The organism is Brevibacterium sp. JSBI002 (genome assembly GCF_026013965.1).
Taxonomy (GTDB): Bacteria; Actinomycetota; Actinomycetes; order Actinomycetales; family Brevibacteriaceae; genus Brevibacterium.
The window spans coordinates 1,555,212-1,568,210 of sequence record NZ_CP110341.1 but is presented as its reverse complement, the minus strand read 5'-3'; the positions used below and the strand labels follow the sequence as shown (position 1 = coordinate 1,568,210).

14 protein-coding genes and 1 pseudogene are annotated in these 12,999 nt (G+C 56.2%); 3 read left to right on the top strand and 12 right to left on the bottom strand.

Going from position 1 to position 12,999, the window contains the following annotated elements; translation table 11 throughout:
* Positions 1–96: 96 nt before the first annotated feature.
* The gene (locus LJ362_RS07135; RefSeq protein ID WP_264801470.1) at positions 97–1,497 is read right to left on the bottom strand and encodes an AAA family ATPase; all 1,401 of its coding nucleotides are present in this window, start codon (positions 1,495–1,497) and stop codon (positions 97–99) included.
* A gap of 60 nt (positions 1,498–1,557) precedes the next feature.
* On the opposite strand from LJ362_RS07135, the pseudogene LJ362_RS07130 reads away from it, so the two are divergent.
* The 3 genes and pseudogenes from LJ362_RS07130 to LJ362_RS07120 form a co-directional block, all read left to right on the top strand.
* Positions 1,558–1,839 (top strand): annotated as a pseudogene (locus tag LJ362_RS07130) (IS3 family transposase); the annotation flags it as partial.
* Between the two features lie 884 nt (positions 1,840–2,723).
* On the top strand, positions 2,724–3,164 hold the full coding sequence (locus LJ362_RS07125; protein WP_264801469.1) for a helix-turn-helix domain-containing protein: 441 nt from the start codon (positions 2,724–2,726) through the stop codon (positions 3,162–3,164).
* 73 nt (positions 3,165–3,237) lie between these two features.
* Positions 3,238–3,816 (top strand): PIN domain-containing protein, encoded by a 579-nt coding sequence (locus tag LJ362_RS07120; RefSeq protein WP_264801468.1) that lies wholly within the window; start codon positions 3,238–3,240, stop codon positions 3,814–3,816.
* A gap of 256 nt (positions 3,817–4,072) precedes the next feature.
* On the opposite strand, the gene LJ362_RS07115 is transcribed toward LJ362_RS07120, so the two are convergent.
* From LJ362_RS07115 to LJ362_RS07065, 11 genes are all read right to left on the bottom strand, one after another.
* Complete coding sequence (locus LJ362_RS07115; protein ID WP_264801466.1) at positions 4,073–4,615, bottom strand: hypothetical protein; 543 nt, start codon at positions 4,613–4,615, stop codon at positions 4,073–4,075.
* Positions 4,600–4,959, bottom strand: a complete 360-nt coding sequence (locus LJ362_RS07110; protein ID WP_264801465.1) for a hypothetical protein — start codon at positions 4,957–4,959, stop codon at positions 4,600–4,602. The genes LJ362_RS07115 and LJ362_RS07110 overlap by 16 nt, the downstream gene beginning before the upstream one ends.
* Before the next feature lie 63 nt (positions 4,960–5,022).
* Entirely contained in the window at positions 5,023–5,448 is a 426-nt protein-coding gene (locus tag LJ362_RS07105; RefSeq protein ID WP_264801464.1) for a hypothetical protein, read from the bottom strand.
* A gap of 76 nt (positions 5,449–5,524) precedes the next feature.
* Positions 5,525–6,367 (bottom strand): SAR2788 family putative toxin, encoded by an 843-nt coding sequence (locus LJ362_RS07100; protein ID WP_264801463.1) that lies wholly within the window; start codon positions 6,365–6,367, stop codon positions 5,525–5,527.
* Positions 6,352–7,149 carry a S8 family serine peptidase gene (locus tag LJ362_RS07095; protein ID WP_264801462.1) on the bottom strand — a complete coding sequence of 266 codons (798 nt, stop codon included), beginning with the start codon at positions 7,147–7,149 and terminating at the stop codon, positions 6,352–6,354. The genes LJ362_RS07100 and LJ362_RS07095 overlap by 16 nt, the downstream gene beginning before the upstream one ends.
* A 908-nt stretch (positions 7,150–8,057) precedes the next feature.
* The gene (locus LJ362_RS07090) at positions 8,058–9,326 is read right to left on the bottom strand and encodes an amidase domain-containing protein (RefSeq protein ID WP_264801461.1); all 1,269 of its coding nucleotides are present in this window, start codon (positions 9,324–9,326) and stop codon (positions 8,058–8,060) included.
* A 227-nt stretch (positions 9,327–9,553) separates the two neighbouring features.
* Entirely contained in the window at positions 9,554–9,943 is a 390-nt protein-coding gene (locus LJ362_RS07085) for a hypothetical protein (RefSeq protein ID WP_264801460.1), read from the bottom strand.
* Positions 9,944–9,986: 43 nt separating this feature from the next.
* Positions 9,987–10,451, bottom strand: coding sequence for a hypothetical protein (locus LJ362_RS07080; RefSeq protein ID WP_264801459.1), 465 nt, complete (start codon positions 10,449–10,451; stop codon positions 9,987–9,989).
* Positions 10,444–10,833, bottom strand: a complete 390-nt coding sequence (locus tag LJ362_RS07075; protein ID WP_264801458.1) for a hypothetical protein — start codon at positions 10,831–10,833, stop codon at positions 10,444–10,446. The genes LJ362_RS07080 and LJ362_RS07075 overlap by 8 nt, the downstream gene beginning before the upstream one ends.
* A 219-nt stretch (positions 10,834–11,052) precedes the next feature.
* Positions 11,053–12,287, bottom strand: a protein-coding gene (locus LJ362_RS07070; RefSeq protein ID WP_413774233.1) for an IS3 family transposase whose coding sequence is annotated in 2 segments (ribosomal slippage) — positions 11,053–12,005 and positions 12,005–12,287 — 1,236 coding nt in all. Because the reading frame shifts where the segments join, the coding sequence is not laid out codon by codon here.
* 34 nt (positions 12,288–12,321) lie between these two features.
* The gene (locus tag LJ362_RS07065; RefSeq protein WP_264801456.1) at positions 12,322–12,993 is read right to left on the bottom strand and encodes a hypothetical protein; all 672 of its coding nucleotides are present in this window, start codon (positions 12,991–12,993) and stop codon (positions 12,322–12,324) included.
* Positions 12,994–12,999 lie beyond the last annotated feature (6 nt).

The window sequence follows — 12,999 nt, the reverse complement described above, 5'->3', positions numbered from 1 at the left end:
AAATCGCCAATGCAGACGGGGATGGACGCATTCTTAGTCAATGAATCAACCGGGTCGAGTGCGCGTACCAACACTTACTACCTCCTGGTCAAATGATCATTCATCCCACTCTTCGTTTGAGATCATTGCCTCACGCAGCTGCGTCGCTTCGGCGGTCAAGGCCGCGACCGCTTCTAAGAGATGGTTGTCGTTGGGGTCTTCTTCAGCTTCGATAGCGAGTAACACAGCCCGCCGAACCGCCTCTTTGGCAAAAGAACCAGACGTCCCCTCGGCTGCTTTCGCCGCCTTCGCGATTCCCTCCTCAGTGAACGCGAAGTCGTTGCCATAGACGGCGAAGAGCCGCCGGCGCAGCTTGGTAGAAGGCAATGGGACCTCAACGGCTAGATCGATCCTGCCTGGGCGCATCGCAATTGCCTCTTCGAGCACATCGACACGGTTGGTGGTCAGAACGAAACTAATATCGGCGTCATCGCCCAACCCGTCGAGGACATCGAGAATCTCGAAGAGCACCGAACGCTCGCCTTCATTAAAATCGCGATCCTCGGCGACAAGGTCCGCGTCCTCGAGAACGATGATCGCTCGACCAATGGCCCGCGCAGCCGAGGCAGCCGCGCGAATCTTCGAGAGGGCCTCACCCTGGAGAAGTATTGCTGTCGTGTCTCGAGCTTGCGAAAGCAGGTACCGTATCGTCAAAGTCTTGCCTGTACCGGGAGGCCCGTAGAGAAGAACTCCGCGTGATAGATGTTGCCCGGCAGCTCGCAAACGATCGGCCTTTTCACTGATGCCCAGCACGGTAGCTTCGATCGTCTCGAGCCTCCCTTTTGGCAACACCACATCCTGTGCCTCGACATGTGGACGGGGGTGGAACTCAATACTGAAAGCCTCGGAGCCGAACTCCCCCGGTAGAAAGCTCACGACCTGTCCGCAAATAACGGAATTCGCACGGACGGACTGATCGATACCTGCTAGCGTCTCGCGGGCAAGCTCGTGGTCTTCACACATGACTTCGACGACAATCTTGTGCGTATCACTTGGCCCATCCTCGACCTCGAGGGCAAGAACGATGACTGGCTTCTCGCCGATCCACAGAAGGCGCAGGCCATTTGTAGCGACATGCCTGACAGACTCCGGGCCAGTGGGAAAGGCACGTCGCTCGATCGCTCCTAGTTCGTAAACACTGTAGTGGTTGGTCAGCAGATCGCTGAGACCGCTGGCGTCATGGGCGGGGATGACTCCGCGCAGATCTTGGTCATCGGCGAGGCTATCGAGGGCGGCATCCATCTCTGCCCACTGCCAGCTGGCATACTCTTGGCGCACCGGTTCGATACTGCGGGGGTCTGTCCCCAGATGAGAGTGAAGTTCCGAAGCAATATGGTCGCGTGAAACTCCTGTCGCGTAGTGATCCATCGTCTCAAGGAACGTCTGGAACTGCTTCGCGAACGCGTTGACGTCGATGGATGCAGGATCTGAAGGGGAGTTACTCGATGTATCGGTCATAGACGCAATCCTAGGACGTGATCGAACGGTCCCTCCAACCGCCGGGACAAGACTGTCACACGGCTCAGGAAATTCACTCAGAGTCTGGCTTGCCACGGCCTTGTTGGGTCGATGGGCCGGGTCGGTGCTGCTGGCGACAACGCGGCCATGGAGTCATTCTTCGCCCTGCTGCAGAAGAACGTTCTCGACCGTCGCCGGTGGGTGAGTCGGGAGCAGTTGAGAATCGCGATCGTGACGTGGATCGAGCAGACGTATCACCGTCGTCGGCGGCAAGCCCGGTTAGGTCGTTTGACACCTGTCGAGTACGAAGCAATTATTGAGTCACCTGCAGTCGCAGCGTGACACCCGAATTGTCACCTCTCCTTGCATCAGTCCCAATCCCGGCCACCACAACGATCGCGGCCCGTAAGTACCATGCCCAATCCGTCACCATGCCAAGTAAGAACATCCCCGGGCCAACGACAATCAGAAACGCCAGCGAGGCCATAGTCCCACCCGGCACCGACGAATCCGAACTCCTCTGACTTTCCATGGTTCGATCGTATCGACCCACTCAGCCCACCGCGTCACCCATCGGAATGACTCCCGAAGCTCAGATCTGCTTCTCCGGTTAACCTGCAGTGTCCTCGCAGTTGCTACGGGCACACCATATTTCAAACCTCTTCTCTCAACGCTCAAGCCCACAGATCCACGGACTCCTCTCGAGCAGCTATCAGTGTGGGCAAATGCTGCTGGCGCATCACAGCTGGGCAACTGGTTCGGTGATACAACAGCAAGTGCATACGCCGCCGGGAGCATGGTCTGGACAAGTGTCGCTACCACTGCCCTGTTCTTTACTGGCTTAGTAATGGTGCTGAGTCGAGCTATCGACGGGATCAACAACCTATCGGCCCCACTGACCCTCGCAGCGATAGCGGCCATCGCCCAGGCCGGCGCAGATCCCATCTGGCCATTCTTCTGTTGGTTCGTTCTGACTACCCTGTTTTCGCCCCTGTCACCTTCCTCCAGTTCCCAGAGGGACACGACTTTGGTGGCAGCAACGGCCCCGCTGCTTGCGATCGCTGGAGTAGTTTTCTACCCCCTCGTCCTCTTTGTGAAGCTGGCCACCTTCACAAGCCCCGCGAAATCATCAAAAACTGGATAGCAAAGCTAATGTTGCACTTATAAGTGCAACTCACTACTATTGAGCTAGACGCTCGACCGCTCGCACGAGAAAGGGGGCCGACATGAGTGCCGTCATGCAAGTTAAGGGTCGCATCGATATCAGTGACCAAGTGGTCCGTGAAACTCAGGACATCCCAGCCCTCAAGGGTGCAGTTCTTGCGATGAAGACCGCCGACGGGGCAACGGTCAACCTCCCACGCGACGTGCAGGAGATGCTTCTCCATGCGCTTGAGTCAGTTGCCCGTCACGGCGAGGTATCTATCGGTCAAACACCCGCTGAACTTACGAGCACGGTAGCTGCTGACATGCTGGGCATATCGCGGCCCACACTGATGAAATGGGTGCGGGACAAGAAGATCTCTTCGTTCGCCGTGGGAACCCATACGCGCTTCTCTCGTGACGAGGTGCTGAAGGTAAAGAAGCTCCGCGCTAAAGAGCGCCGTGCAGCATTCGATGAGCTGCTCGCTCTTGATGCTGAGAATGAGGAATTTCTCGACAACTGAAGATTGATCCGAAGAAGTCAGGGGTGCGCCGAAGCGTGCCCCTGACTCGCATACTCTCCGGTACATTGAGCACATGACGCAGAGAGTTTTCGTGGATGCAAACATCTTCTTCCGTAAGACGCTCATTGACTGGCTGTTCTTCCTGCGCGATGCCAACGAAGGCATGTTCCAAATCCACTCGACGGAAGATGTGTTCGCCGAAGTTCTTGCCAACATGCGAAAGAAGGAACCCCAGGCTGCAGGCAGCTACACGCGACGACGACTAGAGCTGATACGCAAGGTTGTCGACGAAGTAATCGACAACTACCCAGGAAACGCCACTTTCACTGGGGGCGATGAACACGACTACCATGTCCACGCGGCGGCACTGGCCTCGCGGGCTGACTTCGTCCTCACCGCCGACTCACCCAAGGGCATCAGCGGGAATCCCGACCTTGAGCCCTACGAGATCATCTCACCTGATAACTTTTTCCTACTCGTGGCGGACTCCAACCCTGCCTGCATTCCTCCGATCATCAATGCGCAGATCGCCTACTGGAAGAAGTCTGAGGAACGGGTGCAACTCGATGATTACTTAGAAAAATCAGGTTGCCCATATTTTGCCAAGCTTATTCGGTTGGAACTTGAGAAAATGGGCCGAGGCGAGCTCTGACCCCTACCCCACGTTCTCAGGCGGACAAGCCGCTTCTTGTATGTCCAGTGGGTATGCCCGCTTACCTAATCTGTCCAAGAACTGGACTAGATTGCGAACAAACCTGTCAAGGACGGCACCACCTAGACGCTGGAAAGTCGCCCTCTCGATCTGCGAAGCCGATTTCGTCAGCTGTCTGCACAAACTCCAACAGCCGCACCCACAAGGGCGGGACCGTAGATTTGCGGCCCCGCCCTAGTGGGTTTAAAGCTAGCTCCTATTCGTCCGACTCGATTTCAGCAGCGTTCTGCTGTAGCTTCGCTAGCTGCTGAGCCTGTGAGGTCAAATCGTCAGACATCTGAGCCAACGGACCGTCAACAAGTTCTGTCACCCGCGCAGCGAAGGCCTCATTGAAACTAGCATCGGGGCCTCCAGCAAGATCCTTCACGTAGGAAAGATGCTTGCCAATTACACGAACGGCATCCGCAGAAGCTTCTAAGAGCCTGGTCGTGAACCGGTCTTCCGCATGTGGCAGAACCACTAAATCGTTGCTGTAAACACCGTCGATGGCGACAAGCGCGGCAAGTACTTCTACTGGGTCGAGCGAAGAAATCCACCGCCAAATGAACCGATCACGGATATCTTCGAAATTGTGCACGGGGCTCCCAGTATCTTCGAACCCTTCGACAAGGGCATAGGCGACGTCCTTTATCGACATAGCTCCCGCCAGCTGCAACGCCCTGTCAAGAGAGCCCTTCTCAGCAGCGACGATCGCCTCGGTCAGTGCCTGCGCGCTATCACGGCTTACCCCACCAGCCATTGCTGATCTTCCCCACCCTTCTTCGCATACTTCTTCGCATATGTGACAACTATGTACTTAGCCTTGCAGGGAAGGACAGCCTGCATTCCGTTCGCACCACGTTTTTCGGCCCGGGGCAGGCGTGCCATCGAGGCAGGCTTCTTCTCGGTTCTGACGGACAGGATCATCTCGCGGCGGACGAGATGGGTCTGCTGGACCTCGTCGACCATGAAGCAGTCGACGCCGCACTCGACAATCAGAGAGTCGAGCATGGGGACGGCACCTTCCGGCTCCCAGGCCGCAGTGGCGGCCTCCGACCTCGCGTCTAAGAAAACGGCGACGGGATTGTCCTCTCTGTCGAGCAAGAATGCGGCGAATGATAGTGGGGCAGCCAATCATGCTGCCCCACTATCTGGAAGATAATCCAGCTACTCCTGGCCTTTCACCTCATCGTCCGCACGTTGAATTAGCAACTCAAGTCGATCAGAATTTGAGCGTAATCTTTCGATGGCCGTTTCCAATGGCTCGCAGGCTTCGGTCTCGAGCGTTTTAACAAACTTCAATCCAAAACTAGCGTCAGGATTTCGCCCCAGATCTCGATTAGAAAGAAGTTCGGACCTGAGGGCCTCAATTGCGCCAGCACCATTATGTAATGCGCGCGATAGAATAGTGTCCTCAGCGTGTGGTATATCCACAAGATCCAACAAATAGAGGTGAGAGACCTCAATAGATGCCGCTAGTTTTTGTATAGGCTCCAAGCGCTCAAGCCACTGCTCAATGAAACGATGGCATAGCGCTGAATCGTTGGGTGCGATTTCCTCCTCCAGAACTTCTCGAACGTGAGCAATTGACATGCCGTCCGAAACTTTGAGCGCATCAGAAAAGTTATCACTTGGCGCCTCCGAGATCTCGTGAGCCAGCTGAGTCTTACTATCTAACCCACCCATTACTGATCTTCCCTCCCCTCGATGCGTAGGTGACCACAACAGTATACTTCTTCCCTTTATACTTATACTTGTAGACGGCCTGCTTTGCGCCGCCTCCCTTATAAGGCGAGTGTTTACCGTTTGCCATCGCTTTACCCATGATTTCAGCGACTTGCTCTTTTGATTTCGCTCCCACTTTGTTCCATTTATGCTTGGGAGCGAGTATTTTACTCCACTTCACTCCCTTCGAATTCAGCAAATATGACTTAGCCGCCTTTTTAATTTGCGTCTTCCCTATTTGCTTGATTGCGGCTTTGATCCCGACACGGGCGAGGAGGCCAAGAACCCACAGAATCGGGAATGCCTGCGCATTTACCTGGTCCGAAGAAACCTCAATGGTTTCTCCTGACTGAGCATCTTCGAGAGTTGCGGCGAAGGCTTCGTCACCCAAATAGGTGAAATCACGGACGAGTAGTTCGCTTTCAATGTCTTCACCATCGACGACTGCTTCAACCGACACGGACTGGATCAGCTCATCAAGAGGAGCATCGGAATCCGTGGCGACATCCACACGCGAATCAATACCTTCAGCCTCGACCGAGGTGGAGACTGTGCCACCGACCGCGTCGACGTCTACAGTCGTATCTAGGTTGTCGCCACCCTCATCAAGCGACTCAACACCTGAGGTCGCCTCATCAGGGTCAACAGAGACACTATGTGTGCTGACGCTTGGTACTTCGGTTGGCTCGTCGGCCGCGACCGGTGAAATATTTGCCGTCGACAGCCCCACCGCTAACGCGGTCACCGCTGCAACAGCAGCGACGCTCTTCCTTAAAGAGACTTGCATTCCCTCGGGTCCTTTCCTTGTGCTTCAATGGCTTCTTTTATCGCTTGATCGACAGGAGTGTTCCTGCGGGTCTGATCAAGAGTGTGTGGAGCAATCAGTGGCCAGCACGCGGCAACCTTTCCCGCAGCAATCGCTGTTGCAGGAGACGTCCCTGAATACGACTGGGTCCCACCTCCCGGTCTCTCAACGTGGATTTCCTCACCGGCAGCTAGGAGATTCGCTGCTCGAGTGTTCGTGAATCTCAGGCGGTGGCCTGACTTGTTCAGTGCCCCCACTGAGATCACTTCCTCATATTGGGCTGGGTATGAGGCGAAGTCTCCTATACCGTTCCCGGCACCGGAAAAGATGGTCGCGCCATCGTTTTGAGCTTGACGGACCGCTTCCTTCAGCTCTGGCGCGTCCATTTCGGTCCCGAGCGCGGCGACGATCATATCCACATCTTGTTGCGTCGCAGTCGTGATCCCAGTCGCCAAGTCTTCAACTTCCCCGACACCAGAAACATCAAGAGCCGGGACATCGACGATCTCGATCGTCGGAGATCGTGTAGATGGTTTTGCTGACGCGCTTTCAACCATGATTGCGGCCATGGCTGACCCGTGTTCGCTAACTCTCGACGGGGCGCCCGGCACCGAACGAACCTCGATCTTCGCCTTATTCAATGCTGGGTAGGTGGGGTCAATTCCTCCATCGATGATTGCGACCCGAAACTTCGAAACAGTTTCTACTGGCGTGAAAACGATGACAGTGGCGGCCATGGCGAAAACGATGACGACGGCTGCCACCAGGGCACACTGGACCCACCGGCGGGGATAAACGGGGGCCGGGGCCATCCGGGAGTCTTCTCGCATGGTCTCGCAGTCTGTGAAAAAGGGTGGGGACGATTTTTCATGGGGATAAGCCGTCCTTAAACCTAACAATCCCTGAGTTGGTTTCCGGGGTCGCTCGTGTGAAAGCAATCAAACCGTTACCAGCCGCAGGTCCGGTCATACTGTGTGGGCGCCGCGGGGCACCTCGCACGAAAGTATGAAATTTCGAGAGAACTTCGTCCGCGCAGGCCGAGTGAGTGTGATCACGTCAATCGGGTATGCCCGTCGACCGAAACTGTATACCGACTTATTTCACGTCTTCACAGTTATGCCAAGAAGAGTGCCCTGCTAACACCACCTGCGGGCCAGTACTCAGGGAACAACCACCAGAGCGCAACGCCTCAAACTCGTTCAAACACGTGAGCCTAAGTTTACGACGCGCCCTGGCGGTTGTGATTTAGCGACTTACTGCACTGTGTGCACGTCGCTGGCGTGAGAGTATCCCTCCCACCGCGATACCGACTCCCAGAACAGTCGCTACCCCAGCAAAGACGGTATTACGTTGTGAGATATCGCGGCATTCTGCAATACCCCCGGGCAAGTCTTTACCTGGAACAGGTTCCAGCTGAATACCTTGCAGTGCTGTCGGGCAAGGAGTTAACGTTCCGCCGGACTGCACAGTTCCCGTGCCGATGAGGAGGAACGCTGCGAACAGAATCAGCACTGCTGCGATCACTCCTAGTGCCGTGTACATTCTCCAGCGCTCTCTTTTGAACACGCAGAGCAGAGTGAATGTCACCCCGACGAAGGCAAGGCAGACGAGCAGGAGCAGGAATCCCGCCGCGGGAAGCTCGCTGTCTGGTGATACGTATGAGGCAGTCATATCAATCCATTATCATCGGATACCACTTAATTTTCCGCACTCCCGCTCTGTACTGACGGTCTACTTGATCGCTGAGGGGAACGTTGTAGCGGGGATTCGACTGTTGTGAAATGCGCGGCCACTTGTGTCCGCGTTTATCTGTCAGGGAGCCGGTCACGATCATGACGTGATCAATCTTTCCGTCCGCATACTTGTTCGGTCCCCAGTCAGCGAAGATCAAGTCGCCCGGCTTCGTGGTCCAGATATCCTTCCGCTCCCTCTTTCCTGCGAGAGCTACAAATGAGTGCAGCGCTGACGCCTGAGACCATGTTCTAGTGGGTTTACCTATAAGGTTTTTCGGCGCCCATGTGCGAAAATCTAGATGATTGGATGATTTTCGGTACTGCCATCCCCCAGCACGAAGAGATTGCGAAGCAAGGTTCGCGCAATTGTTTTTGAACTTAGGGAAGTTGGGGCTCATTTTAGAGCTCTTCGACCATTGCTTAGCTTTCGCGACGACCTTGTTCCGGTCAAGCTTATTCTGCTTTATCTGGATCTTACCTTTGTATGCATCCAATACTGGTGGAACTATCCATCTGCCGTCAGTAGAACCCTCTGCGGGTTTGTCTTCGCTCGCACCCTCACCCAACGGTGCGAGATCGGTGATGGGCTCACCTTCGTCGACCACGGTGTCATCGGCATTTGATTCTGGTTCTGGTTGTGACGCTGGTGCTGTGCTGATGGTCTGACTGTCTTCGCCGTCGAAGTAGTCGTCAGGCAGGAGGGCATCGTCAGTGATGATCCACGCCGACGAAGAGTTCGCTCGCGTGAGAACAACTTTCCTGAATTCTGTCGAGAAGGGTTCGTCGGCAAAGCCCTCTTGATCAATCACCGACCAAGTCGTCAGAACCGATGAGACTAGCTCGACCTTGTTGGTCGATTCTCTGACCTCAACTGGCGCTTGCTCGGTGTGGGTGTCTTTGATGTCAAGGCCGGCATCCTTCCAAATTTCTGCTCGTTCCAGGACTTCCGAACGTTGGAGTAGTGGCTGTTTTGCACCGCTCTTTCCGCTCTGCGCGGTAAGAGAGATTGTGCCTGGCGCTTTGGTTCCTGCATCCCATGCTGCATCGACGCCTTTGAGGTAGGTATCGAGAGTGGCTTGAACTGCTGTGTTCGACAGTGTGTCGGTGGTGGCCGAGGCCGGAGTCGGTGTGCTGGTCGCCAGCAACCCACCAGAAAGCAATGTGGTGACGGCCATGCAGGCGACACCTGAGAGGATTCGAGATTTCATATCACCTTCGATGTTCAAACGGAAAGGACGACTAGTGTCGTTCCTGTTGAATCATAAGGGGTCGAGAGTGTCGATTTTGCCACCCGATGGTCACATCGGGTGGCCCTCCAGCATAGTTTCGCGAGGGAACCTCGAAATATGCCTAAAGGGTATACAAGCTCAACAAATCTGCCAAACGGTTCGGATGAATCGCTGACAGATCTGTTGAGTCCCACACCGCCCTGACCTCAGGAGTCGCCGCCAGGGACATTACGGTGCCTGCGTTTCGATAGGACAATTGACGAGAGTATCCCCGCAAGCAACAGCGGCACGATCGTGTCCGACACGGCTTGCCGTGGGAACGGCAGCTCACAGGTCGCACCATCCACATGCACCTGACGTGAGAACGATGTTTTGGCGGCAGTCGAACCTTCTCTCAGGCACATCAACGCGTCGTTTCCCGTGGTGATCTCACGATCATCGATGCTCAGGCTCACCCAGTCATCGACTCCGGGCTGATCAACCTCAAAGGCCACGATGTTCCGGACTGTGCCACCAAAGGCTCCGGGAATCAGCGTGCGCTGCCACGATACGGCCACCCCAGCGATGATGAGAACAGTGCCGACCAGACTCAGCACTGTCAGGCTCAGTATTCGCAAGCGCTGCCTCTTAGCTTCGCTCTCAGACGATTCCGACAAGTACTGCTCCTATCACGATCATCACCAGGCCCAGCCCAGCCGTGATCCCTTCGCTGACCAAGACTGCGATCCACGATCTGCGACTGCCGGCCAGGAGCACGCAGGCTATGCCGACAATGATCGCCCCGAGCGACTGATGCACGATGTCGACGAGGTCAGCGACAGGGGCTGCGAAGACCGTGAACTCGGCGACCAGGCCGAAGCCGATGGAGGCGAGCGTGGCGGCTGCGGTAGCCGGCGCACTGTAGGCAAATGCTGCCGGCCATCGATTGCTCAGCAATGACCAGAGCATATTCGCCGCAGAGATCAGGATTAGCGTGCCACCGGCTCCGGCGAGGAAATGCGCTGAATAGTCGAACCGGACGGATCCGAAGAGATACGCGCCCGCACCCACTGAGGCAAGTACGAACACGGCCACAAGGCGGCGGACGTCGAGGAACTCACACATTGCGGATCGCGATGGGAACCGAACGCCACCACCAACCGGTTGACTTCTCATACTTTCCGTTCGTTTTCAGATAGTCCTCGACATCCTCGCGGGTGCTGTGGTCGGCAACCTGTATTTCGATGATCGCACCATCGCATCGGTCGACCAGAATCGGGTCTGCATCACCGATTTCGGGGAACTCGCGGATGACTTGCTCTACGGCCCCAGTTGTCGGAACTTCCGAACAGGATGCTTTCGAAGGAACGTTGTCGTAGACAGCATCCTGGACGAAGAACGAGGGAAGGGAAACAACCACCGCGACTGCTATCGCGGCGAGAGCGGCACACGCTGCTCCCGCCGCGAGAACGATTCGAATGATCGGACGACGTCTACTGCGCTTCACAAAACTCTCCTGCGCCTATCGTCCGCAATCATTTCAGTGTGTGTCATGCCACCACTTCACATACACGCCCCAAGTCTTGTATGGCCACGTGTAGTAAGTAATCTCAGGGTTCGGTTCACCATACTGAATCCAGTAGGCCTTCTTGCTCGTCACGTAACCCTGGTTTCGGAACGCGGGACTCTTTGAGCTTCCCCGCAAGTCGTGGACACGTGAACCACGTCACGCAGCCTGCGTAGACGCTTCCTCCTGAACCCGGCCGGCACTGTGCTCGGCCCGGAACTTCTCCTCAAACTCCACCGGCGGGACCATCCCCAACGCCGAGTGCAACCGCCGCCGGTTATAGACCACCTCGATCCACCGAGCGACCTCCCGCATCGCCTCAGCCCGAGTCTGCCAGACTCGCCGCTCGAAGAACTCAGTCTTCAGTGATGACCAGAACGACTCCGACATCGCGTTATCCCAACACACTCCAGTCCGCCCCACCGACTGCTTGAACCCCAGCTCGACAGACGCCTGATGCAACTGCGCTGACGTGTACTGCGCTCCTTTGTCGGCATGAAAAATAACGTCATCTGGAACCATCTCTCGTAGCGTATGAGCCATCCTCAACGCTCGTTCCACGAGGTCAGAATCTTGCCTGGCATCCATCGCCCAGCCGAGCACTCGACGTGAGCACCCATCGCGGATGACGCACAAGTACACAAACCCTTCCCAGGTGCGCAGGTAGGTAATATCGCTGATCCACACAGCATCCAACTCACCTCGGTCCCAGACCCGTTTCACGAGGTCCGGAATGTGATGAGTCGCCACTCCCTGCAGTGTCGTCACCGGGCGGAACCGACGCGGACTGATCCCTTCGAGGCCCTGCCTGCGCAGTGATGCCGCGACCGTCTTCTCGTCCACGCTCACGCCTTGTCGAGCCAGTTGCGCTGCCACCCGTGGTGCCCCGTAGACACCATCAGACTCCGCGTGGATCTCCGCGACGTGCCCATCAAGGCTCCGTTGCGCTCTCGCGCGTTTCGATGGCCCGGCCCGCCGTCGCTTCTTCCATGCGTAGTACCCAGCTTTCGTCACCTCGAGCAGCCTGGCCATCCGGCGAATCGCATAGTGGGCCTTCTCCGAGTCCATCAGTTCGAATTTCTCTTGTTTCGAGGCTTCGACGCGAAGAAGGCGGCTGCTTTTCCCAAAAACTCGTTGTCCTGTTTCAGGTCGAAGTTCTCCCGCCTCAACCGTGCCAGTTCAGCCCGCTCGTCCTCGTTCAACGCACCCGTGGGCTCACCGGCGCCGCGGCGCCGGACTTTCTCGGCTTTGACCCAGGTGCCCAGGGTCTGTTCACCGACTCCGATTACCTTGGCCACCGCGGCGATCGACCTGCCGGTATCGATGACGAGATTCGCCGCCTCGATCCGATACTCGGGGGTGTAAGAGCGACGCTGTCGCTTCTGATCTGACATATTGAACATCCTTCCAGCAGGACTGCGAATCCCGCTAACTTGGGTGTCCACTATTCGAGGGTAGCCTCATCTTGCAGTATCCGTACTTAGTCTTGATCCCCCGTTGTTGGGTGTAGTCACTTGCGCATGTGTATCCTCGCGCACCACAAGCATACCCGGCCGTCTTATGGAACCCGGCCTTCTTTAGCGATTTGTGGGGGTTCGATGATGTTTTCTTGTGCCGCTTTGGCGATTTCGAGGGCACGGGATGCTTCTTGTTTCCACAAGCACTGACACCTGCCTTCGCAAGCGGAATCTCGCCGTTCTTAGCTACTGCCCCTTGACTGGGGCTGGCCTCCATCATCTCTTCGACGAGCGGGAACGATCCTAAGTCAACATCTTCGAGTTTCTCGCCCGACATGATTTCGTCGACAAGGTAGTTGTTCGCAGCCACTGTTTCTTCGGTCACGTCGACGACAATCTCGCTCGCTCCAGAAGCTCGTGCGTGGCCAAGATCGAGAACTTGGTTCCCGGGTTCACCGGAAACGTATGTGGCGAGATCCTCCACTTGAGTCTCCAGCTCACCTGTCTCAGCAAGCTTCCGTACCTGCTGAATCTGAGTTTCTTGACTCTGCCCGCCTGTCTCGGCGGCCGCGGCTGATCCAGCTATCGGTATCGCTAAAGATGTGGTGGCGATCAAAGCGACGGTCATCAAAGGACGTTTCATCTGCTT